The 23488-nt window shown below is 60.8% G+C and carries 18 protein-coding genes; 8 read left to right on the forward strand and 10 right to left on the reverse strand.

Annotation, left to right across the window (positions count from 1 at the left end):
- Positions 1–57 precede the first annotated feature (57 nt).
- Complete coding sequence (gene queF / locus AC1UK9_RS18885) at positions 58–888, reverse strand: NADPH-dependent 7-cyano-7-deazaguanine reductase QueF (RefSeq protein ID WP_473013101.1); 831 nt, start codon at positions 886–888, stop codon at positions 58–60.
- A gap of 61 nt (positions 889–949) precedes the next feature.
- The gene (copI, locus tag AC1UK9_RS18890) at positions 950–1483 is read right to left on the reverse strand and encodes a copper-resistant cuproprotein CopI (protein WP_482578280.1); all 534 of its coding nucleotides are present in this window, start codon (positions 1481–1483) and stop codon (positions 950–952) included.
- A 173-nt stretch (positions 1484–1656) separates the two neighbouring features.
- Here copI and AC1UK9_RS18895 point away from each other — a divergent pair, with 173 nt between their 5' ends.
- Together AC1UK9_RS18895 and AC1UK9_RS18900 are read left to right on the forward strand one after the other, a co-directional pair.
- Entirely contained in the window at positions 1657–2337 is a 681-nt protein-coding gene (locus AC1UK9_RS18895) for a heavy metal response regulator transcription factor (protein ID WP_473013103.1), read from the forward strand.
- Positions 2337–3686 carry a heavy metal sensor histidine kinase gene (locus AC1UK9_RS18900; RefSeq protein ID WP_482578281.1) on the forward strand — a complete coding sequence of 450 codons (1350 nt, stop codon included), beginning with the start codon at positions 2337–2339 and terminating at the stop codon, positions 3684–3686. Before AC1UK9_RS18895 ends, AC1UK9_RS18900 begins: the two co-directional genes overlap by 1 nt.
- Positions 3687–3794: 108 nt before the next feature.
- Here the strand turns inward: AC1UK9_RS18900 and AC1UK9_RS18905 are convergent, their stop codons facing one another.
- The 3 genes from AC1UK9_RS18905 to AC1UK9_RS18915 form a co-directional block, all read right to left on the reverse strand.
- Entirely contained in the window at positions 3795–5039 is a 1245-nt protein-coding gene (locus AC1UK9_RS18905) for a lipoprotein-releasing ABC transporter permease subunit (RefSeq protein ID WP_482578282.1), read from the reverse strand.
- A 63-nt stretch (positions 5040–5102) separates the two neighbouring features.
- Positions 5103–5786, reverse strand: a complete 684-nt coding sequence (lolD, locus tag AC1UK9_RS18910) for a lipoprotein-releasing ABC transporter ATP-binding protein LolD (RefSeq protein WP_473013106.1) — start codon at positions 5784–5786, stop codon at positions 5103–5105.
- Between the two features lie 7 nt (positions 5787–5793).
- Positions 5794–7044: a lipoprotein-releasing ABC transporter permease subunit gene (locus AC1UK9_RS18915; protein WP_025111069.1), complete on the reverse strand. Its 1251-nt coding sequence runs from the start codon at positions 7042–7044 to the stop codon at positions 5794–5796.
- Between the two features lie 94 nt (positions 7045–7138).
- Between AC1UK9_RS18915 and AC1UK9_RS18920 the strand changes: the two genes are divergently transcribed.
- Positions 7139–7720: a PilZ domain-containing protein gene (locus AC1UK9_RS18920; RefSeq protein ID WP_003226578.1), complete on the forward strand. Its 582-nt coding sequence runs from the start codon at positions 7139–7141 to the stop codon at positions 7718–7720.
- 14 nt (positions 7721–7734) lie between these two features.
- Positions 7735–8457: a glycerophosphodiester phosphodiesterase gene (locus tag AC1UK9_RS18925; protein WP_025111067.1), complete on the forward strand. Its 723-nt coding sequence runs from the start codon at positions 7735–7737 to the stop codon at positions 8455–8457.
- A 42-nt stretch (positions 8458–8499) separates the two neighbouring features.
- On the opposite strand, the gene sthA is transcribed toward AC1UK9_RS18925, so the two are convergent.
- Together sthA and AC1UK9_RS18935 are read right to left on the reverse strand one after the other, a co-directional pair.
- Entirely contained in the window at positions 8500–9894 is a 1395-nt protein-coding gene (gene sthA, locus AC1UK9_RS18930; RefSeq protein ID WP_007984277.1) for a Si-specific NAD(P)(+) transhydrogenase, read from the reverse strand.
- A gap of 197 nt (positions 9895–10091) precedes the next feature.
- Entirely contained in the window at positions 10092–11108 is a 1017-nt protein-coding gene (locus AC1UK9_RS18935) for an FAD:protein FMN transferase (protein ID WP_482578283.1), read from the reverse strand.
- Between the two features lie 360 nt (positions 11109–11468).
- Between AC1UK9_RS18935 and tcuC the strand changes: the two genes are divergently transcribed.
- The gene (gene tcuC / locus AC1UK9_RS18940) at positions 11469–12770 is read left to right on the forward strand and encodes a tricarballylate/proton symporter TcuC (protein ID WP_482578284.1); all 1302 of its coding nucleotides are present in this window, start codon (positions 11469–11471) and stop codon (positions 12768–12770) included.
- 185 nt (positions 12771–12955) lie between these two features.
- On the opposite strand, the gene AC1UK9_RS18945 is transcribed toward tcuC, so the two are convergent.
- Positions 12956–14419, reverse strand: a complete 1464-nt coding sequence (locus tag AC1UK9_RS18945) for a glyceraldehyde-3-phosphate dehydrogenase (protein ID WP_025111064.1) — start codon at positions 14417–14419, stop codon at positions 12956–12958.
- 353 nt (positions 14420–14772) lie between these two features.
- Here AC1UK9_RS18945 and mfd point away from each other — a divergent pair, with 353 nt between their 5' ends.
- From mfd to AC1UK9_RS18960, 3 genes are read left to right on the forward strand one after another with little or no spacing between them, the layout of a single operon-like run.
- Complete coding sequence (gene mfd, locus AC1UK9_RS18950) at positions 14773–18222, forward strand: transcription-repair coupling factor (protein ID WP_025111063.1); 3450 nt, start codon at positions 14773–14775, stop codon at positions 18220–18222.
- A gap of 10 nt (positions 18223–18232) precedes the next feature.
- On the forward strand, positions 18233–18799 hold the full coding sequence (locus AC1UK9_RS18955) for a CsiV family protein (RefSeq protein ID WP_025111062.1): 567 nt from the start codon (positions 18233–18235) through the stop codon (positions 18797–18799).
- Between the two features lie 11 nt (positions 18800–18810).
- The gene (locus AC1UK9_RS18960) at positions 18811–21501 is read left to right on the forward strand and encodes an SNF2-related protein (protein WP_482578285.1); all 2691 of its coding nucleotides are present in this window, start codon (positions 18811–18813) and stop codon (positions 21499–21501) included.
- Between the two features lie 126 nt (positions 21502–21627).
- On the opposite strand, the gene AC1UK9_RS18965 is transcribed toward AC1UK9_RS18960, so the two are convergent.
- Positions 21628–22365, reverse strand: coding sequence for an S-methyl-5'-thioinosine phosphorylase (locus tag AC1UK9_RS18965; RefSeq protein WP_473013111.1), 738 nt, complete (start codon positions 22363–22365; stop codon positions 21628–21630).
- A gap of 13 nt (positions 22366–22378) precedes the next feature.
- Positions 22379–23389 carry a beta-N-acetylhexosaminidase gene (gene nagZ / locus AC1UK9_RS18970; RefSeq protein WP_025111059.1) on the reverse strand — a complete coding sequence of 337 codons (1011 nt, stop codon included), beginning with the start codon at positions 23387–23389 and terminating at the stop codon, positions 22379–22381.
- Positions 23390–23488 lie beyond the last annotated feature (99 nt).

The raw sequence follows: 23488 nt of genomic DNA on the forward strand, positions 1-23488 counted from the left end.
CAGACCGCATTCGCGAGCAGTCTCACTCCCACATTGGAGCGTCCAGACTCGGGTATTTTATTGACGCACCAGACGGTGGTTCGGCAGCTGCACGGATTCAGTGCTGCGATACGGGTTGATGTCCAGGCCGCCACGCCGCACATACCGTGCAAATACCGTGAGCTTCTGCGGCTTCAGCAAGCGCTGCAGATCGAGGAAAATCCGCTCCACACATTGTTCATGGAAATCCGAATGCTGGCGGAAGCTGACGATGTACTCCAGCAGGCTGGCGTGATCCAGCGCCGCGCCGCGATATTCCACCACCACGCTGCCCCAGTCCGGCTGACTGGTCACCGGACAGTTGGATTTGAGCAGATGGCTGTGCACGCTCTCTTCGACAATCTTCGAATCATCGCAACGCAGCAGTTCCGGACGCGGATGCTCATAGTTGCTGACGCTGATGTCCAGGTCATCGATGCACACGCCCGGCAATGCCACGACGCCTTCGGCTTCGACATCCTTCAGGCTGCGCACCCGCACGCCCACTGGCTTGCCGGCCGCGGCAGACAGGTCCTTGACCAGCGTCGCTTCCAGGCTGGCGATGTCGGCAAACGGCGTCTGGTTCAGCGAGTTCAGGTACAGTTTGAACGACTTCGATTCGATGATGTTTGGCGAATCGGCCGGAATACTGAATTCACCAATCGCTACCACCGGTTTACCCGACGGCAGCAGCCACGACAGTTCGAAGCAGTTCCAGAAATCCACGCCTTGGTACGGCAGGGTTTCGGCGGTCAGGCCCAGTTCGGCCCACTTCGCGGTGCGCGGGATCGGGAACAACAGGGACGGCGTGTACGTGGCGATGTATTCGCTGGATTTGCCCAGCGGCGAATGTTCGGCTGCGGGATGCATGGCGGAAACCTGACTGAAGAATCAGCGGATTCTACCAGCCTTTGCTCACGCCTTTGAGTGCTTACTGACTGACAGTCAGTTTGCCAACCATGCCTGCCTGGTAATGCCCGGGAATATTGCAGGCAAACTCAAGGCTGGTGGCCTTGCTGAAGGTCCAGGTCAGTTCAGCGGTCTTGCCCGGCTCGACCAGCACGCTGTTCGGGTCGTCGTGCTTCATGCCGTGCCCCATGGCCGAGTGATCCATGCCCGTCATGTCGTGGGACATTTCTTTCATCGCGGTAGGCGTGAGCATGCCGCTTTGCTGCATCTGCAGCATTTCCTGCTGGTGTTGAGCATGCATCGCCGCATCACCGAGGTTGAATTCATGCAACAACTGGCCTTTATTCACCAACACAAAGCGAACGGTCTCACCGGCCTTGACTTGAATCGCCTTCGGGTCGAACGACATGTCGTTCAGCACCACCTCAATGCTACGGGTGGCCTTGGCCGCCGGTGCCGGTTGACCGAAGTCATAAGTGTGCGCGGACGCCGCCCAGACAGGTGAACTCAGCGCCAGCAAACAGGCGGCGACGGCCAGAGGGTTGCGCAAAAACATAGTCATACTCCAACAAGATAAGGTTCAGCCTGTGGGAAACTCTAGCCCGCCTGCGCTGGCAGCTACCTGACAGGCAGATTACAACTTTGTCAGGTTGGCGCCCGTCGCCCTCTCTCACGGTATAAAGCTTTCGTTTGCAAAACACCGAATCACCGCGAAAACCCGAGCCGCCCATGAAACTGCTGATCGTCGAAGACCAACCGAAAACCGGCCACTACCTGCGCCAGGGCCTGACCGAGGCCGGGTTCAACACAGAACTGGTGGCCGACGGCAACAGCGGCCAGCAATTGGCCCTGAGCGGTGATTATGCGCTGCTGATCCTCGACGTGATGCTGCCCGGACGCAGTGGCTGGCAAATCCTGCAAGCGGTGCGCAGCGCCGGTCTCGACACGCCGGTGCTGTTTCTGACCGCCAGGGATGCCGTGGAAGACCGGGTCCATGGCCTCGAACTTGGCGCCGACGACTACCTGGTCAAACCGTTCGCCTTCTCCGAACTGCTGGCCCGGGTGCGCAGCCTGTTGCGTCGGGGCAGCGTTACGCCACAGGAAACCAGCCTGCAACTGGCCGATCTGCGCCTGGACCTGATTCGCCGTCGCGTCGAACGCAGTGGCCAGCGCATCGACCTGACCGCCAAGGAGTTCGCCTTGCTGGAAATGCTCCTGCGCCGTCAGGGTGAAGTGCTGCCAAAATCACTGATTGCCTCGCAAGTCTGGGACATGAACTTCGACAGTGACACCAACGTGATCGAAGTGGCGATCCGCCGTTTACGCCTGAAGATCGACGATGATTTCCCCGACAAACTGATTCACACCGTACGCGGAATGGGCTACGTGCTTGAAGAGCGTCCTGCCTGATGCGTCACCTGTCCTTGAGTTCGCGTCTGGCCTTGCTGTTCGCCGCCTGCACCGCCGTGGTCTCGTTGTTTGCCGGGGTGCTGTTCAGCCGCGCCAGCGAAGCGCACTTCGTTGAGCTCGACCAGCAACTGCTGGACGGCAAGCTGATCGGCCTGCGCCGGGCCTTGCAGGATGTGCAACCCGGTCAACGCGAGGCACGGCTGGCGGATGAATTGAGCCGCCAGGCCGATCTGGCACTGCGCATTACTGGCAGTGACGGCCAGCGCTGGTACGACAGTTCGACGCAGATCCCCACGGCGCTGCCGAAACAGTCCGGCCTGGCGACCGTGAGTCAGGAAGGCACTGATTATCGGGTGCTCAACGCCCCGCTCTACCCGGACAAGACCGACTCGCCACAACTGACGCTATTGCTGGACATCACCCACCACCAGCATTTCCTGCAGCGCATGCAGCATCTGATCTGGCTGACCGTCGGACTGTCGGCGCTGGCCACCGCGCTACTCGGCGCCTGGGCTGCGCGCAGCGGTCTGCGTCCACTAAGACGCATGAGCGCCGTCGCCCGTGGGATTTCCGCACAATCGCTGAATGCCCGACTGCCGGAAGCGCGAATGCCGCCAGAGCTTGCGGAAATGGCCCACAGCTTCAACGCCATGCTCGGACGCCTCGACGACTCGTTTCAGCGACTGTCGGCATTCTCGGCCGACATCGCCCATGAACTGCGCACGCCGCTGTCGAACCTGCTGACTCACACCCAGGTCACCCTCACCCGCCCGCGCCCGCTCGAAGATTACCGCGAGGCGCTGCACAGCAACCTCGAAGAGTTGCAGTGGATGGCGCAACTGGTCAACGACATGCTGTACCTGGCCAAGGCAGACCACGGCTTGCTGATGCCCAAACGTGAAGCGCTGGAACTGGCGGATGAGAGCGATGTGCTGCTGGAGTTTTTCGCGCCATTGGCCGAGGACGCCGGCGTGACGCTCAGTCGCGAAGGTCACGCACGTATAGAGGGTGATCGCAGCATGCTGCGTCGGGCCTTGTCGAATCTGCTGGATAACGCGCTGCGCTTTACCCCGGCGGCGGGCAGCGTGCGGCTGTCCATCGTCGATCAACCGGATGCCGTGCAGGTGTTGGTCGAGAACAGTGGCGAAGGGATTTCAGCCGAACTGTTGCCGCGGTTGTTTGACCGGTTTTATCGGGCGGATCCGGCGCGGCAGGAAGGCAGCAGCGAGCATGCGGGGTTGGGCTTGGCGATTACGCAATCGATCGTCCGGGCCCATGGTGGGCGGATTCGTTGCGAATCAGAGGCGGGATGGACGCGGTTTGTGATCGAGTTGCCCAAGGGGGATTGAGGCCAGCAGTTCCGGCCTCTTCGCGAGCAAGCCCGCTCCCACAGTGGATTGAGTTGAATTGCAGATCCATTGTGGGAGCGGGCTTGCTCGCGAAAGCGGTGTATCCGCTTACGAATATCTCAGCGCGTGAGCCGGCTCGATCTTCGCCGCCCGCAACGCCGGGTACACCGTTGCCAGGAAGCTCAGAATAAAGCCCGCCGAGCAGATCAACAGCACATCCCCACCCTGCAACTCCGAAGGCAGGTTACTGACGAAATACACGTCGGAACTGAAGATGTGCTGCCCGGTGACGCGCTCGACCCAGCCGACCATCTCACTGACGTTCAGCGCCGCGATCACGCCGAGCACGCCGCCGATGATGGTGCCGACAATCCCGATCACCGTGCCCTGCACCATGAAGATCGCCATGATCTGCCGTGGCGTGGCACCGATGGTGCGCAGAATCGCGATGTCCGCGCCCTTGTCATTCACCACCATGATCAGCGTGGCGATGATGTTGAACGCCGCCACCGCGACGATCATCAGCAACAGCAAGCCGATCATGGTTTTTTCCATTTTCATCGCACTGAACAGGCTGCCCTGGGTGTGGGTCCAGTCGTCAGCCTTGAACTCGGCACCCAGGCCTGCGGCGATGTCCGAAGAAACCTTCGGCGCGGCGTACAAATCCCTGACCGCCAGACGCACGCTCTGCACCTGATTCGGCTCCCAGTGCTGCATGGTTGCCGCGTCGGCCACGTGGATCAGACCCATGGAGCCGTCCAGTTCGGCACCGACCTTGAACACACCAACCACGTTGAGGCGCTGCATGCGCGGGGTGATGCCACCCGGCGCGGTGCTGACTTCCGGCACGATCAGGGTGATCTTGTCGCCGACATTGAGGCGGAAGCGGCGCGCGGTGATTTCACCGATCACCACGCCGAATTCGCCCGGCTTCAAGTCATCGAGACGGCCCTGCACGATGTGCTGGGCGACGATCGATACCTTGCCTTCCTGGGCCGGGTCGACGCCACTGATCTGGATCGGCTGCATCAAGCCCTTGTAGGACAGCATGCCTTCCATTTCGGTGAACGGCACGGCGGCGGTCACTTCAGGATTCTTCAGCGCGGCGGCGGCTACCGGCTGCCAGTCATCAATCGGCTTTACGCCGACGATGGTCGCGTGCGGCACCATGCCAAGGATGCGCGAGCTCATTTCGCGCTGGAAGCCGTTCATCACCGACAGCACCACGATCATCGCCAGCACGCCGAGGGCGAGACCGATCATCGAGGTCATCGAGATGAACGAAACAAAGCGATTGCGGCGCTTGGCGCGGGTATAGCGCGTGCCGATAAAGATCGATAACGGTCTGAACATTCGCTGGGGCACCGTATAAAAATAAAAGACCCGATGCCTTCACAGGCAGCGGGTTTCGGTCGGTCAGATGGGCGTCAGGCAGCCTTCCTGCAATTGCAGGACGCGGTCCATTTGGCGGGCCAGGTTCATGTCGTGAGTCACCACCAGGAACGCAGTGCGCATCGAGGTGCTGAGTTCCAGCATCAGATCCTGAATGCCTTCGGCGGTGTGCGAGTCTAGGTTGCCGGTCGGCTCGTCGAGCATCACCAGGCCAGGATTGTTAACCAGTGCCCGGGCAATGGCCACACGTTGGCGCTCGCCACCGGACAGTTCCGCCGGTTTGTGTTCCAGGCGATGGCCCAGCCCTACTCGCTCGAGCAACGCCGTGGCACGCTGACGCGCTTCAGGGATCGCGGTCTTGCCGATCAACAGCGGCATGCAGACGTTTTCCAGTGCGGTGAACTCCGGCAGCAAGTGGTGGAACTGGTACACGAACCCGAGAGCACGGTTACGCAGCAGGCCACGCTTCTTCTCGCTCAGCGCCGACAGTTCTTCGCCGTCGAGCCAGACGCTGCCCTCGGTCGGCGTGTCGAGACCGCCCAGCAGGTTGAGCAAAGTACTTTTGCCCGAACCGGATTTGCCGACGATCGCGACACGCTCGCCCGGGTGCAACTCCAGTTGCAGACCGGCCAACACTTGCACCGACTCCGGGCCTTCCTCGTAGGATTTGCCCAGGTTGCGGCAGCTCAAGATTGCTTTATCACTCATGCCCGACTCACTCATAACGTAGCGCCTCCGCCGGCTGGGTGCGCGCAGCACGCCAGGCGGGATACAGGGTGGCGAGGAAACTCAGGACCAACGCGGCGGCGCAGACCATGACCACGTCCTGGCTCTGCACCTGCGACGGCAGGTAATCGATGAAGTACACGTCGGCGTTGAGGAACTTGTGGCCGATCAGCCCTTCCAGCGCCGAAATCGCGGCGCTGACGTTCAACGCGGCAAAAATCCCGACCACGGCGCCGATGGCCGTACCGACCACGCCAATCACCGTGCCCTGCACCATGAACGTGCGCATGATCGTCCCTGGCGTGGCGCCAAGGGTACGCAGAATGGCGATGTCGCCCTTCTTGTCATTCACCACCATCACCAGCGTGGAAATGATGTTGAACGCGGCCACCGCGACGATCAGCAGCAACAGCAGGCCGATCATGGCTTTTTCCATGCGGATCGCCTGATACAGGTTGCCGTGGGTGCGGGTCCAGTCGCGGGCGTAGTAATGGTCTTCGCCCAGCTGCTGGGCGATGGTCCAGGCCACGCGTGGCGCCTGGAACAAGTCATCGAACTTCATCCGGATGCCCTGCACCTGATCAGGCTTCCAGCGGTGCATCTTCGCCAGATCCTGCAGGTTGGTGACGCCCAGGTAGCCGTCCAGCTCACCGGCGCCGACATGGAAAATGCCGACCACGGTAAAGCGCTTCATGCGCGGGAACATCCCGGCCGGGGTCACGCTGACCTCCGGCGCGACGAAGGTGACCTTGTCACCGAGGCCCACGCCCAGCTTGGTCGCGGCCTTGTCGCCGATGACGATGCCGAAGCTGCCCGGCGTCAGGTCGTCGAGTTTGCCCTGCTTCATGAAGTTGTCGATGATCGACACGTTGCGCTCAAGCGCAGGGTCGATGGCGTTGAGCAACACCTTGGACACCTGGCCGTTGTTGGTCAGCAAACCCTGCATCTGGGTGAACGGCGCAACGGCCGTCACCTCCGGGTTGCGTTTGACCTTGGCGGCCAGGCTTTGCCAATCGTTGATCGGCTCGCCAGATTCAAGGGTCGCGTGGGGCACCATGCCCAGCACGCGGGTGCGCATCTCATGATCGAAGCCGTTCATCACCGATAGCACCACGATCATCACGATCACGCCAAGGGCGAGCCCGATCATCGAAGTCAGGGAAATGAATGACACAAAATGATTGCGACGCTTTGCACGGGTATAACGCGTGCCGATAAATACGAAGAGAGGTCTGAACATGTCGGGGCTTGTTCGGAGGGAAAAGGAACGTCCTTGTGGCGGGGGTCGATAACCAGCTTTACACTCAGACCACCGCCGCTACCATGGGTTCGCCATGTCGACATTAGATGAAGAAGATCGCCGCGAATACTACCGTATCGAGGACACGATCGCACTGGAAATTCGGCCCCTGTCCGCTCCCGAAGCCGCAGGCCAGGAAGTGTTGCAGGATGCTTCCCCGCTGTTCAACCTGCTCAGCGAACTGCACCTGAGCGAATTCGAGTCGCAGCACCTGTTGCGCCAGATCAGCGAGCGTGATCGGGCCATTGCCGCGTTCCTCAAATCCCAGAACAAGCGCATCGACCTGCTCAGCCAGGTGGTCGCCCTGACCGTGCTCGGCCACATAGGCGAGCCGCAACCGGTGATCATTTCCGAAGGCGGGATCGACTTTCAGCACCCCACAGCGCTCGCCACCGGCGCGCACCTGTCGGTCAAACTGGTGCTGATGCCCCAGGCGCTCGGCCTGCTGCTGCGCGCCCGTGTCACCCATTGCGACCGCAAGGGCGACGGCTACGACGTTGGCACCGAGTTCGAACACTTGACCGACGCCCAGCGCCAGTTGCTCGCCCGTTATATCTTGCAGAAGCAGGCCCAGGAACGACGCCTGGCTCGCGAACAGAACGAATCCGGCATTTAAATTAAGGAAGCACCGTGACCCTCATCTACGGCCACCGCGGCGCCAAGGGCGAAGCACCGGAAAATACCCTGAGCAGTTTTCAGGAATGTCTCAAACACGGCGTGCGCCGTTGCGAACTGGATCTGCACCTGTCCAAGGACGGCGAGTTGATGGTGATCCACGACCCGACCCTCAAGCGCACCACTGACCGTCGCGGCAAAGTCGTCGAGCACACCGCTGCCGAGCTGGTGACCTACGACGCGCGCAAGGGCGGCCCGGGCTGGATCAAGCCATGCCCGATTCCGACGCTGGAAGAATTGTTCGAGAAGTGCGATTTCGAGCACTGGCAACTGGAAGTCAAAAGTGCTTCGCGCACCCGCGCAGCGACCACCGTGCTGGCGATTCGCGAAATGGCTCAGCGTCATGGCCTGCTGGACAAGGTGACGATCACCTCGAGTTCACGGGAAGTGCTGAAAGCGGCGCTGGATCTGGTACCGGACGTATCACGGGGATTGGTAGCCGAATACGCCTGGCTCGACCCGCTGAAGGTCGCGGCCAGCTATGGCTGTGAGATTCTGGCTTTGAACTGGACGCTGTGTACGCCGGAACGCCTGCAGAAGGCGCAGCGTCAGGGGCTGCATGTGTCGGTATGGACCGTCAACGAGCCTGCGCTGATGCGCAGACTCGCCGACTTCGGCGTTGACAGCCTGATTACAGACTTTCCCGGTTTGGCCACTGCCACCCTCGAGAATTGCTGAAATCGGTCTCCCCGGCCGGCTCAGGCCACCGGCCGGAGCCCGTCAAAAAAGCCGGTTGAGGCCGTCGTACGCCGCTACCCGATAGGCTTCGGCCATGGTCGGGTAGTTGAACGTGGTGTTGACGAAGTACTTCAACGTGTTCAGTTCGCCCGGCTGGTTCATGATCGCCTGACCGATGTGCACGATCTCCGAGGCCTGATAACCAAAGCAGTGAACGCCCAGCACTTCCAGGGTTTCACGGTGGAACAGGATCTTCAGCATGCCTTGCGGCTCGCCGGCGATCTGTGCCCGCGCCATGCTCTTGAAGAACGCCTTGCCCACTTCGTACGGCACTTTGGCCTGGGTCAGTTCCTGCTCGTTCTTGCCGATCGAGCTGATCTCCGGAATGGTGTAGATGCCGGTCGGCACGTCATTCACAAAGCGCCAGCTACCGTTATCGACGATGCTGCCGGCTGCCGAACGACCCTGGTCGTGGGCGGCACTGGCCAGGCTCGGCCAGCCGATCACGTCGCCTGCACCGTAGATGTTCGGCACGCAGGTGCGGTAGGCCTCGTCGACTTCGATCTGACCACGGCTGTTGACCTTGACGCCGATGTTTTCCAGACCGAGCTGATCGGTATTACCGGTACGGCCGTTGCACCAGAGCAAGGCGTCGGCCTTGATCTTCTTGCCGGACTTGAGGTGCAGGATCACGCCGTTGTCCACGCCTTCGACACGGTCGTAGTCTTCGTTGTGGCGCACGGTGATGTTGTTGTTGCTGAAGTGGTAGCTCAGCGCCTGGGAGATTTCCGAGTCGAGGAAGCTCAGCAACTGACCGCGGTTGTCCACCAGCTCAACCAGTACACCCAGACCGCTGAAGATCGAGGCGTATTCACAGCCGATCACGCCGGCGCCGTAAACAATCAGTTTGCGCGGGGTGTGGCCGAGGCTGAGGATGGTGTCGCTATCGTAGATACGCGGGTGGTGGAAATCGATGTCCGCCGGGCGATACGGACGCGAACCGGTGGCGATGATGATGTGCTTGGCCACCAGTTTCTCGACCACGCCGTTGGCGCAGACCACTTCGATGGTTTGTTCGTCGGCGAAGCTGCCGGTGCCGAAGAACACGTCGACGCGGTTACGGGCGTAGTAGCCGGTACGCGAAGCGACTTGTTTGGAAATGACTTTCTCGGCGCTTTTCAACACGTCCGGGAAGGAGAACCAGCGCGGCTCGCCGATCGCCCGGAACATCGGGTTGGTGTTGAACTGCATGATCTGCCGGACCGAGTGACGCAGGGCCTTGGACGGGATGGTTCCCAGGTGGGTGCAGTTACCGCCGACCTGGCGACGGCTGTCGACCATCGCCACCTTGCGCCCTGCTTTGGCGGCGTTCATTGCCGCGCCTTCTCCCGCCGGGCCGGAACCCAACACCACCACGTCGTAGTTGTAGACAGCCATGCGTACTCCTCAGAACAGGCCGCGGTGCCAGCAGCACCGACGGCTAAATCACGCCGAATCGCGGCGCGAAGGAACAATTGGGGGCCAGTAAAGAACCCGGACACAGTCTATAGAAGCGTCAACGCCGCGCACATTAACCCTTGGTCGCGTCGTAGGCTACTTTTGCCTGCACTACAACGCCAGCTTTCGTACTGTTCTCAGTCAACTTTTGCGCCACTGAGGCGCTCGAAAGCCTGACTGGTGCGGATGACGAAACCTGTATCGGCACGAATCACGAAGAATGCACCAATGTCATGTTTTTCGGCATAGTCCCAGGCCCTTTCCGGCCCGAGAATCAGCAACAACGTCGATAGTCCATCGGCCATCAGCGCTGAAGGATGAATCACCGTGACCGACGCCAGGTTGTGTAGGACCGGCGCCCCACTATGCGCATCGAAAGTGTGGGAATAGCGCCGACCGCCCTGCAGGAAATAATTGCGGTAATCACCGGAAGTGGAAACGCCGTAGCCGTCGACATTGATAACGCGCTCGGCCACCTGCTGGTCATCGCGCGGTTCCTCCAGCGCGATGCGCCATGCCGAGCCGTCAGGCTTTTTGCCTCTGGCCTTCAACTCGCCAGTGGCTTCGGCCAGATAGTCGCGGATGCCCATGGACTCGAGGCGAGCGGCAATGGTGTCCACCGCGTAACCGGCAGCGATGCTGTTGAAGTCGACTTCGACCGGCGCATCCTTGCACAAGCGGTCAGCGTCGATATGCAAATGGCGGTAGCCGACCCGCTGCAGGGCTTCGGCCACGGCGGCGGCGCTGGGGACTTTTTCTTCCCGACCTTGCGGGCCGAACCCCCACAGATTCATCAGCGGTTCGACGGTCAGGTCGTAGGAGCCTTCGCTTTGCACTGACAGTTGTTCGCCAACCCGGACCAGTTCGAGCACGGAGGCCGGCATCGTCTGACAGCTGTTTGCCGGCAAAGCGTTGAAGCGCTCGATGTCGGAGTCACTGCGATAGGTCGACATCTGGAGGTCGACGTCGGTGAGGATTTTTTCCACTTCACGCTGAACCTGCGCGGGTTCTGGAAGGCCGGCGTGGCGCACATACTTGATCGAATAAGTGCTGCCCATGGTCGGGCCACCGATGCTTTCCAGCGAATCGCCATTGCCGCAGCCGGACAAAGCGCCCACCAGCAGCAACAGGCCAATCAGCCGCTCTTTAGACAAATCCCCTACTCCCCACAACGAACCCTCTGACACAGCACCAGGCTGAAGATTATGCGCGAAACCCTGTAGGAGTGAGCCTGCTCGCGATAGCGGTAGCCCAACAAAAGATCTATTGGCTGATACGACGCTATCGCGAGCAGGCTCACTCCTACAGATTTTTCATTCACTTGATAGCGTCATGCTGGCCTTCGTAATGGCTATATCGTTTAAGCAGTGACCTAACCAGTTGTTGCCTAACGATCTTTATACACATATGGTTACAAAACTGTTCACGGGTACTGCCTGAGTTTGCCGCGTGACGGCGAGGACGTGTCTAGATCAGGGATATCCAATAAGACAGCCAACAGAGAGTACGAACCAATGTCCTCCACCACGGGCAAAGGCAAAGCGATTTTTCGCGTTGTCAGCGGCAATTTTCTCGAGATGTTCGACTTCATGGTCTACGGCTTCTATGCCACGGCCATCGCCAAAACCTTCTTCCCGGCCGACAGCGCCTTCGCCTCCCTGATGCTCTCCCTGGCAACGTTCGGTGCCGGCTTCCTGATGCGTCCGCTGGGGGCAATTTTCCTCGGCGCCTACATTGACCGGCATGGTCGTCGCAAGGGCTTGATCATCACGCTGGCGCTGATGGCTGCCGGTACGGTGTTGATCGCCTGCGTCCCCGGTTATGCCACCCTTGGCGTTGCCGCCCCACTGATCGTGCTGTTCGGCCGCTTGCTGCAAGGCTTCTCGGCCGGCGTCGAGCTGGGCGGGGTCTCGGTGTACCTGGCGGAAATCGCCACGCCGGGCCGCAAGGGCTTCTTCGTCAGTTGGCAGTCCGCCAGCCAGCAGGCAGCAGTGGTGTTTGCCGGCCTGCTCGGTGTTGGCCTCAACCACTGGCTGAGCCCGGAGCAGATGGGTGACTGGGGCTGGCGCGTGCCGTTCCTGATCGGCTGCATGATCGTTCCGGTGATCTTCGTCATTCGTCGTTCGCTGGAGGAAACTCCGGAATTCCAGGCGCGCAAACATCGCCCTACCCTGCGGGAAATCGTTCGCTCGATCGGTCAGAACTTTGGCATCGTCATCGCCGGCATGGCGCTGGTGGTGATGACCACGGTGTCGTTCTACCTGATCACCGCCTACACCCCGACCTTCGGCAAGGCTGAACTGCATTTGTCAGATTTCGACGCGTTGCTGGTGACGGTGTGCATCGGTCTGTCGAACTTCTTCTGGCTGCCGGTGATGGGCTCGCTGTCGGACAAGATCGGTCGCAAACCCCTGCTGCTGGCAGCGACCATTCTGGCGATCCTGACCGCTTACCCTGCCCTGTCGTGGCTGGTGGCGAATCCGAGCTTCAGCCATCTGCTGATCGTCGAACTCTGGCTGTCGTTCCTGTACGGCTCGTACAACGGCGCGATGGTGGTGGCACTGACCGAAATCATGCCGGTGGACGTACGAACCACCGGGTTCTCGCTGGCCTATAGCCTGGCGACTGCGACCTTCGGTGGCTTCACGCCGGCGGCGTGTACTTACCTGATTCATGTGCTGGACAACAAGGCTGCGCCGGGGATCTGGCTCAGCGGTGCGGCGGTGCTGGGGTTGATTGCGACGCTGGTGCTGTTCCGGGGCAACAAGCATGAACTGCGCACCGCGCAAGCTTCGATAGCCGGCGGCGCCCGCTAGGACGCCTTCGGGAGCAAGCCCCCTTCCACAGGGTTTTGTGTCGCACAAGAAACCTGTGAATACCACGAAAACCTGTGGGAGGGGACTTGCTCCCGAAGAGGCCGGTACAGGCAATAAAGATTTACCAGCCACACAAACAAAAACGCCCCGACCTAAGTCGGGGCGTTTTCATTTGCAGCGAGTGCTTAGCGCGGGAACGCTGGCGGGTTTACACCGGCCATGTCTTCCATCACGCGAACGACCTGGCAGCTGTAGCCGAACTCGTTGTCGTACCAGACGTACAGAACAACGCGGTTGTCCTGAACGATGGTCGCTTCAGCATCGACCACACCGGCGTGACGCGAACCCACGAAGTCAGTGGAAACCACTTCCTGCGAGTTGACGAAGTCGATTTGCTTGTGCAGATCGGAGTGCAGCGCCATGTAGCGCAGGTACTCGTTCATCTCTTCACGGGTGGCGGCTTTCTCAAGGTTCAGGTTGAGAATGGCCATCGACACGTTTGGCGTCGGAACACGGATCGCGTTACCGGTCAGCTTGCCAGCCAGCTCAGGCAGGGCCTTGGCAGCAGCGGTGGCAGCACCGGTCTCGGTGATTACCATGTTCAGCGCGGCGCTACGACCACGACGATCACCCTTGTGGAAGTTGTCGATCAGGTTCTGGTCGTTGGTGTACGAGTGAACGGTTTCGACGTGACCGTTGATGATCCCGAACTTGTCATTCACAGCCTTGAGCACCGGCACGATGGCGTTGGTGGTGCAGGAAGCGGCGGACACGATCTTGTCGTCAGCGGTGATTTCGTTGTGGTTGATACCGTGAACGATGTTCTTCAGTTTGCCTTTGCCAGGCGCGGTCAGAACAACGCGGGAGACACCCGGGCATTGCAGGTGCTGGCCCAGACCATCGGCGTCACGCCATACACCGGTGTTGTCCACCAGCAGCGCGTCTTTGATGCCGTACTGGGTGTAATCCACCTCGGTCGGGTTCTTCGCGTAGATCACCTGAATCAGGTTACCGTTGGCGGTGATGGTGTTGTTTTCTTCGTCGATGACGATGGTGCCGTTGAACGGACCGTGTACCGAATCGCGACGCAGCAGGCTGGCGCGCTTGGTCAGGTCGTTGTCGGCGCCTTTGCGCACGACGATGGCACGCAGACGCAGACCGTCGCCACCACCGGTTTTCTCGATCAGGATGCGCGCCAGCAGACGGCCGATACGACCGAAGCCGTACAGGACAACGTCAGTGCCTTTACGGGCCGATGCGTTTTGCTGGCCAACCACGTCAGCCAGTTCTTCGCGAACGAACTGCTCGGCACTGCGGCCATTGCCTTCGCTGCGGAATTTGAACGCCAACTTGCCCAGGTCTACCGAAGCCGCGCCGAGCTTGAGCTCGCTCATGGCCTTGAGCAGTGGGAATGTTTCGTGGACGGAGAGTTCGCTGTCGTCGGAAGAACGGTGGCGAGCAAAGCGGTGGGCTTTGAGAATCGCGATGACAGACTGGTTGATCAGGCTGCGGCCATAGATCGAGCTCACCACGTTGTTATTGCGGTAGAGCTGACCGATAAGCGGAATCATCGCTTCTGCGAGAGCTTCACGGTCGATCCATTCACCAAGACACTGGTCGGGCTTCTGAGTCACGGTAACCTTCCACATGTAGGGGCAGAAAAAAGGGGCTACATTATGCCGCCGAGAACCTCGCGTAGCAATGCGCGCTTGTCGCGCAATCGGTAACAAAATTCCGTTCAAAAAAATTACGCCCCGCGCAAGCCCAGTAAAACCGGGGCTTTCAGCGCAGTCAATTTTTCGACGACTGTTAGACGATGTCTGTAACCCTCCGTAACACCAGTCGATTTCGGCACTACATAACCGCAAAAAAGTGCTCGTTTTTATGGTTACCACTACATTTCGCGCAAACAGCGAAGATAGACGCAGTCTGCAACTGACAGGCGGCACCGGACGCCGCTACAATTACCGACTTTGTCGCAAAGCCTGGAGCTCAACCTTCCGTGCCCGTTCTGCGTCTACCGCTTCTCCCTGCCGCGGCAGGTAAACAGCATTGGGGCAACCTGCCCGGTGCTGCCCTCAGCCTCGCGATTGCCGAGGCTGCCAGCGCTGCCAAGCGCTTCACCTTGCTACTGACCGCCGACAGCCAGAGTGCCGAACGGCTGGAACAGGAGCTGAGCTTCTTCGCCCCGGATTTGCCCGTCCTGCATTTTCCCGACTGGGAAACCCTGCCCTACGACCTGTTCTCGCCGCACCAGGACATCATTTCCCAGCGTATTGCCAGCCTGTATAGATTGCCGGAGCTGGCACACGGCGTACTGGTGGTGCCGATCACCACCGCGCTGCACCGTCTGGCGCCGACCAAATTCCTGCTCGGCAGCAGTCTGGTGCTGGATGTCGGGCAGAAGCTCGACGTCGAACAGATGCGCTCGCGGCTTGAAGCCAGTGGCTATCGCTACGTCGACACGGTCTATGAGCACGGCGAGTTCACCGTTCGCGGCGCACTGATCGACCTGTTCCCGATGGGCAGCAAGCTGCCGTATCGCATCGACCTGTTCGACGACGAAATCGAAACCCTGCGCACCTTCGATCCGGAAAACCAGCGTTCCATCGACAAGGTCGATTCGGTCAAGCTGCTGCCGGCCCGCGAATTCCCGCTGCAGAAAGATGCGGTCACCCGCTTCAAGGCGCGCTTTCGCGAGCGCTTCGACGTCGACTTCCGTCGCTGCCCGATCTTCCAGGACCTGAGCAGCGGCATTACCCCGGCCGGCATCGAGTACTACCTGCCGCTGTTCTTCGACGAAACCTCGACCCTCTTCGACTACCTGCCGCAGGACACCCAGGTCTTCTCGCTGCCGGGCATCGAACAAGCGGCGGAAAATTTCTGGAACGACGTGCGCAATCGTTATGAAGAACGCCGCGTCGATCCTTCGCGTCCTTTATTGCCACCCGCAGAATTGTTCCTGCCGGTGGAAGACTGCTTTGCCCGCCTCAAGAGCTGGCCACGCGTGGTCGCCAGCCAACAGGATGTGGAACCCGGCGCCGGCCGTGAGCGTTTCCCGGCGCAGGCTCTGCCAAATCTGGCAATCGAAGCCAAGGCCACGCAGCCGCTGGCGGCGCTTTCGGCATTCCTCGACGAATTCCCCGGGCGCGTGCTGTTCACTGCCGAATCGGCGGGCCGTCGCGAAGTCTTGCTGGAGCTGCTGGAACGCCTGAAGCTACGACCGAAAACCGTCGAGAGCTGGCCGGACTTCGTCAGCAGCAAAGATCGCCTGGCGATCACCATTGCGCCGCTCGACGAAGGCCTGATGCTCGACGACCCGGCGTTGGCGCTGGTGGCCGAGAGCCCGCTGTTCGGGCAGCGCGTGATGCAGCGTCGGCGTCGCGAGAAGCGTGCAGACGGCAACAACGACGCAGTGATCAAAAACCTCACCGAGCTGCGCGAAGGCGCGCCAGTGGTGCATATCGATCACGGTGTCGGACGTTATCTGGGCCTGACGATTCTGGAGATCGACAGCCAGGCCGCCGAGTTCCTCACCCTGGAATACGCCGAGAACGCCAAGCTGTACGTGCCGGTGGCCAACCTGCATTTGATCGCACGCTACACCGGCAGCGATGACGCGTTGGCGCCACTGCACCGCCTCGGCTCCGAAACCTGGCAGAAAGCCAAGCGCAAAGCGGCCGAGCAGGTTCGCGACGTCGCCGCCGAACTGCTCGACATCTACGCCCGTCGCGCCGCCCGCGAAGGCTACGCGTTCGCCGACCCGAAGGCCGATTACGCCACGTTCAGCGCCGGCTTCCCGTTCGAAGAAACCCCGGACCAGCAGTCGACCATCGAAGCGGTGCGCGAAGACATGCTCGCGCCAAAACCGATGGACCGCCTGGTCTGCGGCGACGTCGGTTTCGGCAAGACCGAAGTGGCGATGCGCGCAGCGTTCATCGCCGTGCACGGCGGTCGTCAGGTGGCAATTCTGGTGCCGACCACCCTGCTCGCCCAACAACACTACAACAGCTTCCGCGACCGCTTCGCCGACTGGCCGGTGACCGTGGAAGTGATGAGCCGCTTCAAATCGGCCAAGGAAGTCAACGCGGCAATCGCCGACTTGGCGGAAGGCAAGATCGACATCGTCATCGGCACGCACAAGTTGCTGTCCGACGACGTGAAGATCAAAAACCTTGGCCTTGTGATCATCGACGAAGAACACCGCTTCGGTGTCCGTCAGAAAGAACAACTCAAGGCCCTGCGCAGCGAAGTCGACATTCTTACGCTGACCGCCACGCCGATTCCGCGCACGCTGAACATGGCAGTGTCGGGCATGCGCGACCTGTCGATCATCGCCACGCCACCGGCGCGACGCCTGTCGGTACGCACCTTCGTCATGGAGCAGAACAAGAGCACGGTCAAAGAGGCCCTGCTACGTGAACTGCTGCGCGGTGGTCAGGTTTACTACTTGCACAACGACGTGAAGACCATTGAGAAGTGCGCGGCGGATCTCGCCGAACTGGTGCCGGAAGCACGGATCGGCATCGGCCACGGGCAGATGCGCGAGCGCGAACTCGAACAGGTGATGAGCGACTTCTACCACAAGCGCTTCAACGTGCTGATTGCCTCGACCATCATCGAGACCGGCATCGACGTGCCGAGCGCCAACACCATCATCATCGAGCGCGCCGACAAGTTCGGGCTGGCGCAACTGCACCAGTTGCGTGGTCGCGTCGGCCGCAGTCACCACCAGGCTTACGCCTACCTGCTGACCCCGCCGCGCCAGCAAATCACCTCGGACGCCGAAAAACGTCTTGAAGCGATTGCCAATACTCAGGACCTCGGCGCCGGTTTTGTACTGGCAACCAACGACCTGGAGATCCGCGGCGCTGGCGAACTGCTCGGCGACGGTCAGAGCGGGCAGATTCAGGCCGTGGGTTTCACGCTGTACATGGAAATGCTCGAGCGCGCGGTGAAATCGATACGCAAGGGCGAGCAACCGAACCTCGATCAACCGCTCGGCGGTGGCCCTGAGGTCAACCTGCGCGTGCCGGCGCTGATTCCGGAAGACTATCTGCCGGATGTGCATGCACGCCTGATTCTGTACAAGCGCATCGCTTCGGCCACCGACGAGGAAGGCCTGAAGGATCTGCAAGTCGAGATGATCGACCGTTTCGGCCTGCTGCCGGAGCCTACGAAGAACCTGGTGCGCATCACTGCGCTCAAGTTGCAGGCCGAGCAATTGGGTATCAAAAAGGTCGATGGCGGCCCGCAAGGCGGACGCATCGAGTTCGCCGCCCAAACGCCGGTCGACCCGATGACCTTGATCAAACTGATCCAGACTCAGCCAAAACGCTACAAATTCGAAGGCGCCACGATGTTCAAGTTCCAGGTGCCGATGGAGCGCCCGGAAGAGCGCTTTAATACTGTAGAGGCGCTGTTCGAGCGTCTCCTCCCGAAAACTGTTTGAAGGACGCCGCATGCGCCTGTTTCGCTCACTGACTTTGCTACTGACCTTCGTAGCACCGATGGCGTTTGCCGATGACCTGTATCAGGTCGAAATGATTCTGGTCCGGCAGAACGCTGTACCGGCGATCGTCAGCCGTGCCGCCCCGGAAGACTGGGCCGCCGGCGCTCAGCGACTGGACGCTGCCAGCCAGCGCACGCCTGCACTGGGTGAGGTTGCCAGCAAACTCACCGCCAGCGGCGACTACAGCGTACTGCTGCACAAGGCTTGGCAGCAGACCCTCGGCGAGGCGCCGACCAAGGTGGCGGTCAGCGACGGCAAGGAACAGTTCGGCCAATTCCCGATCGAGGGCACCCTGGAACTGAAACTGGGACGCTTCACCGATGTGAACGCCGACTTCTGGGTCAACCAGATCGACACCAACGGCATGGTCACCGCCAGCGAACGCCTGAAGCAGGACAGCCACACCAAAAACGGCCAACTCAACTATCTCGACAACGGCCACCTGGCCCTGCTGATCAAGATCACTTCCCTGACGGCGCCTGCGCCACGGGAAGCGCCTGAAGCCATTCCGGACTGATCGAAGTCCTTATGTCCCCGCCCCTGAGTAAACCGTTGGCACCCTCCTGGGTCAGCCGATTCAAGGAACAGAGCCTGGAGCGTGGCCGCCGCTACGCCCTGGAGAATCGAGTACGCATAGCCGAAGTGGGCGATGCCACCATCACCGCCAGCTGCGAAGGCTCTGGCGGCAATGTCTACCGTCAGACCATTCACCTGCGCGAGTCAGCCAAAGGCACCCTGCTGCTGGTTGACGCCGCTTGCACCTGCCCGGTGCGCAGCAACTGCAAACATTGCGCAGCGGTGCTGCTGCAAGTGCAGGAAACCCTCGAGTACCCTGCCGCCGCGAAAGACGCCGAACTGCTGGAAAAGCTCCAGGCCGTCCTCGAAAACCGCAGCCCCAAGGCGCCGCCGCAAGTGCTGGTGGACAATGTGCAACCGGTGCCGCGCCTGTGGCTGGCAAGCGTCGAATTCAGCGCGTTCGAGCCGCGCAACGGCAAGATGCAGCGGTACATCCAGCATCGGGCGGCGCTGTCGTTCAGCTATCTGGATGAATACGTCAGCGGACAGAAAAACAGCGACATCCTGATCCGCCAGGAAGCACAGACCCTGCGGATAAAACGCCACCCCGAAGTGGAACAGTCCTACCGCGAACAGTTACGCATCCTCGGCTTTCGTATCGCCACCCGCCAGAGCAAAGCCCTGCCGGAAAGCGCCGGCGAGCTGTACGAGATGGTCAACGACAGCGCCTGGCTGACGTTCACCCTCAACGAACTGCCGAAGCTGCGCACCCAAGGCTGGGAATTGCAGATCGATGAGGAATTCGGCTTCGATCTGACTGCTGTCGACGATTGGTACGCCACGGTCGAACAGACACCGGAACGCGACTGGTTCGATCTGGAACTGGGGATCATCGTCAATGGCGAACGCCTGAGCCTGCTGCCGATCCTGCTCAATCTGATGCGTTCGCACACGGAAATCCTCAACCCGGAACGTCTGGCGCGCCGCCGCGATGACGAGCTGATTCTGGTCAATATTCCGCAACGCAACAGTGAACATGGACCGCTGCAAGTGGCCCTGCCCCTTGGCCGACTGAAACCGGTACTGGCGACGCTGGGCGAGTTTTACTTGCAGGAGCCGGGCGAAACCACCCTGCGCCTGAGCAAGGCCGACGCCACACGGCTCAACTCGCTGGAAGGCATTCCACTGCTGTGGGAGGGTGGCGAACAGATCCGCAGCTTCGCCCAACGCCTGCGCGACATCCGTGATTACACAGCCAAGGCACCGAAGGGCTTGAATGCGACGCTGCGCCCTTATCAGCTCGAAGGGTTGAGCTGGATGCAGTCCTTGCGTCAGCTTGAGGTAGGCGGGATTCTTGCGGACGACATGGGTCTGGGTAAAACCCTGCAGACCCTGGCGCACATTCTCAGCGAGAAAAACGCCGGACGCCTGGATCGACCATGCATGGTGGTCATGCCCACCAGCCTGATCCCGAACTGGCTCGATGAGGCTGCACACTTCACGCCGCAACTGAAAGTGGTCGCGCTGTATGGCGCCAACCGGAAAAAGCATTTCGATAATCTGGCTGACTTCGACCTGATCCTGACCACCTACGCACTGCTGCCCAAGGACGTCGAGCGTCTGGCGCAACAGCCGCTGCACGTGCTGGTGCTGGATGAAGCGCAGTACATCAAGAATCCCAATAGCAAAGCAGCGCAGGCCGCCCGCGAACTCAACGCGCGCCAACGCCTGTGCCTGAGCGGTACACCGCTGGAAAACCACCTCGGTGAGTTGTGGTCGCTGTTCCACTTTCTGCTGCCCGGCTGGCTCGGCGATATAAAAAGCTTCAATGCCGACTACCGCGTGCCCATCGAAAAGCGCGCCAGCGAAGTCAGACTTCAGCACCTCAATGGTCGGATAAAACCGTTTCTGCTGCGCCGTACCAAGGAACAGGTGGCCACCGAGCTGCCGCCCAAGACCGAGATCATCCACTGGGTCGAACTCAACGAAGCCCAGCGTGATGTCTACGAGACCATGCGCCTGGCGATGGACAAGAAAGTCCGTGACGAAATCACCCGCAAGGGTGTCGCGCGCAGCCAGATCATCATTCTGGAAGCATTGCTCAAGCTGCGTCAGGTGTGCTGCGACTTGCGCCTGGTCAACGACGCCACCCTGCCCGCTCGTGGCAGCAGCTCAGGCAAGCTCGACAGCCTGATGGAAATGCTCGAGGAGCTGTTCGAGGAAGGTCGACGGATTTTGCTGTTTTCGCAGTTCACCTCGATGCTGACGCTGATCGAAGACGAACTGAAAAAGCGCAATGTCGCCTACGCACTGCTGACCGGGCAGACCCGTGATCGACGCACGCCAGTGAAGGAATTTCAGAGCGGCAAGCGTCAGATCTTTCTGATCAGCCTGAAGGCCGGCGGCGTCGGCTTGAACCTGACCGAAGCGGATACGGTGATTCATTACGATCCGTGGTGGAACCCGGCAACCGAGAATCAGGCGACTGATCGCGCGTATCGGATCGGCCAGGAAAAACCGGTGTTCGTCTACAAGATGATTGCCCGGGGCACAGTGGAAGAGAAGATTCAGCACCTGCAGAAGGAAAAATCCGACTTGGCAGCGGGCGTGCTGGATGGGCGCAAGGCCGGGGACTGGAAACTGCAGAGTGATGATATTGAAGCGCTGTTTGCGCCGCTGCCGGACAAGTTCGACAAGCGTTGAGCGCTGCAGTGTTGGTCAGAAAGCTTTCGCGAGCAGGCTCGCTCCCACAGGGGATTTGTGATTGCCACAGATCCAGTGTGGGAGCGAGCCTGCTCGCGAATGGGTCGACTCGGTCCGAAGCCAGACTCAGCCCTTGAGCACCCGCGCCAACGTCGACTTCACCTGGCCCATCCCGTCATGCAGCGCCTGCTCGATCTCGGCCATGGTGATCACCGCCGTGGTCTTGCCCGCTGCCGGGTTCACCACCAGCGACAGGCAGGCGTAATCAAGGTCCAGCTCACGGGCCAATGCCGCTTCCGGCATGCCGGTCATGCCAACGATGTCGCAGCCGTCGCGCTCCAGACGCACGATCTCCGCCACCGTTTCCAGGCGCGGGCCCTGGGTGCAGGCATACACGCCTTGATCGCTGTACTCGCAGCCTTCAGCAGCCAGCGCGGCGATCAATTGCTGACGCAACGGCTCGCTGTAGGGGAAGCTGAAGTCGATGTGAGTGACGTGTTCCAGATCATCGGCGAAAAACGTGTGCTCGCGACCGCTGGTGTAGTCGACGATCTGATGCGGCACGCAGAAGTGTCCAGTGCCCATGGCGGGATGAATCCCACCCACCGCGTTGACCGCGATGATCGCCTCGGCGCCGGCCTGCTTCAGGGCCCACAGGTTGGCGCGGTAGTTGACCTTGTGTGGCGGGAAGCGGTGCGGATGGCCGTGACGGGCGAGGAACAGCACTTCCTTGCCAGCGTACTCGCCGACCTGCACTTCAGCCGACGGCGCACCATAAGGCGTATCCACCGCCAACGACTGACGAATGCTCAAGCCTTCAAGCTGAGTCAGGCCGGTGCCACCGATGATTGCGTAAACCGTCATAACGAATGAGTCCTTAATCGATCAATTGAGCGTCTTTGAGCGCGCCGATGGCAGTGAGCCAACGCGGATCCTGACGATAGTCGGTGCTGGCAAACGCCTGTCCGCGCATCCGCGCAATGCGCGCGGACGGTTTGACCTTCATCCGTTGTGCAGCGCTCAGGGCCAGTTCGGCCGCAGCACGGTCGTTGCACACCAGGCCCATGTCGCAACCAGCGCTGAGCGCGGCCTCGATACGGCTGGCGGCGTCACCGACCACGTGGGCGCCGGCCATCGACAGGTCGTCGCTGAAGATCACACCGTCAAATTGCAACTCGCCGCGCAGGATGTCCTGCAACCAGCGGCGGGAGAAACCGGCAGGCTGCGAATCGACTTGCGGATAAATCACATGCGCCGGCATCACCGCCGCCAGTTGCTTGCTGAGCCTGGCGAACGGCACGAGGTCGTTGGCGCGGATTTCGTCGAGACTGCGCTCGTCGTTCGGGATGGCCACGTGGGAGTCGGCTTCAGCCCAGCCATGACCGGGGAAATGCTTTCCGGTGGCAGCCATGCCGGCGCTGTTCATGCCGCGGATAAACGCTCCGGCAAGCAATGCGGCGCGCTCGGGGTCACCCTCGAACGACCGGGTGCCGACCACGGCGCTGCGCTGGTAGTCCAGGTCCAGCACCGGGGCGAAACTCAGGTCGAGGCCGACCGCCAGCACCTCGGTGGCCATGATCCAGCCGCATTGCTCGGCGAGGTATTCGGCATTCGGATTGTCAGCAATGGCGCGCATCGCCGGCAAGCGCACAAAGCCCTGACGCAAGCGCTGCACACGACCACCCTCCTGGTCCACCGCCAGCAACAGGTCCGGGCGAATGGCGCGAATCGCGGCGCTCAACTCCCGCACCTGGCGCGGATGCTCGATATTACGGGCAAAAATGATCAGGCCGCCCACTTCGGGCTGGCGCAACAATTGGCGATCCTCGGCCGTCAGCCAAGTACCGGCGACGTCCACCATCAACGAGCCTTGCAGGCCAGCAGTCATAGAGATTCCTTGAAAACGAAAAACCCGTCCCGCACGACATCGCCACCGAGGGCAGTGCCCGGCAGGTTGGCGATGGTCATGGGAAACGGGTTCAGAACG

This window comes from Pseudomonas sp. AK-TSAG1-1 (assembly GCF_056821665.1).

Excerpts from the sequence above, each read along its gene's own strand:
- sthA (WP_007984277.1), bottom strand. The coding sequence starts at position 9,894 with ATGGCTGTCTACAACTACGACGTGGTGGTGTTGGGTTCCGGCCCGGCG.
- AC1UK9_RS18965 (WP_473013111.1), bottom strand. The coding sequence starts at position 22,365 with ATGACGGTTTACGCAATCATCGGTGGCACCGGCCTGACTCAGCTTGAA.
- lolD (WP_473013106.1), bottom strand. The coding sequence starts at position 5,786 with ATGAGTGATAAAGCAATCTTGAGCTGCCGCAACCTGGGCAAATCCTAC.
- AC1UK9_RS18895 (WP_473013103.1), top strand. The coding sequence starts at position 1,657 with ATGAAACTGCTGATCGTCGAAGACCAACCGAAAACCGGCCACTACCTG.
- AC1UK9_RS18900 (WP_482578281.1), top strand. The coding sequence starts at position 2,337 with ATGCGTCACCTGTCCTTGAGTTCGCGTCTGGCCTTGCTGTTCGCCGCC.
- AC1UK9_RS18945 (WP_025111064.1), bottom strand. The coding sequence starts at position 14,419 with ATGTGGAAGGTTACCGTGACTCAGAAGCCCGACCAGTGTCTTGGTGAA.
- tcuC (WP_482578284.1), top strand. The coding sequence starts at position 11,469 with ATGTCCTCCACCACGGGCAAAGGCAAAGCGATTTTTCGCGTTGTCAGC.
- copI (WP_482578280.1), bottom strand. The coding sequence starts at position 1,483 with ATGTTTTTGCGCAACCCTCTGGCCGTCGCCGCCTGTTTGCTGGCGCTG.
- AC1UK9_RS18955 (WP_025111062.1), top strand. The coding sequence starts at position 18,233 with ATGCGCCTGTTTCGCTCACTGACTTTGCTACTGACCTTCGTAGCACCG.
- nagZ (WP_025111059.1), bottom strand. The coding sequence starts at position 23,389 with ATGACTGCTGGCCTGCAAGGCTCGTTGATGGTGGACGTCGCCGGTACT.
- queF (WP_473013101.1), bottom strand. The coding sequence starts at position 888 with ATGCATCCCGCAGCCGAACATTCGCCGCTGGGCAAATCCAGCGAATAC.
- AC1UK9_RS18920 (WP_003226578.1), top strand. The coding sequence starts at position 7,139 with ATGTCGACATTAGATGAAGAAGATCGCCGCGAATACTACCGTATCGAG.
- AC1UK9_RS18905 (WP_482578282.1), bottom strand. The coding sequence starts at position 5,039 with ATGTTCAGACCGTTATCGATCTTTATCGGCACGCGCTATACCCGCGCC.
- AC1UK9_RS18960 (WP_482578285.1), top strand. The coding sequence starts at position 18,811 with ATGTCCCCGCCCCTGAGTAAACCGTTGGCACCCTCCTGGGTCAGCCGA.
- AC1UK9_RS18915 (WP_025111069.1), bottom strand. The coding sequence starts at position 7,044 with ATGTTCAGACCTCTCTTCGTATTTATCGGCACGCGTTATACCCGTGCA.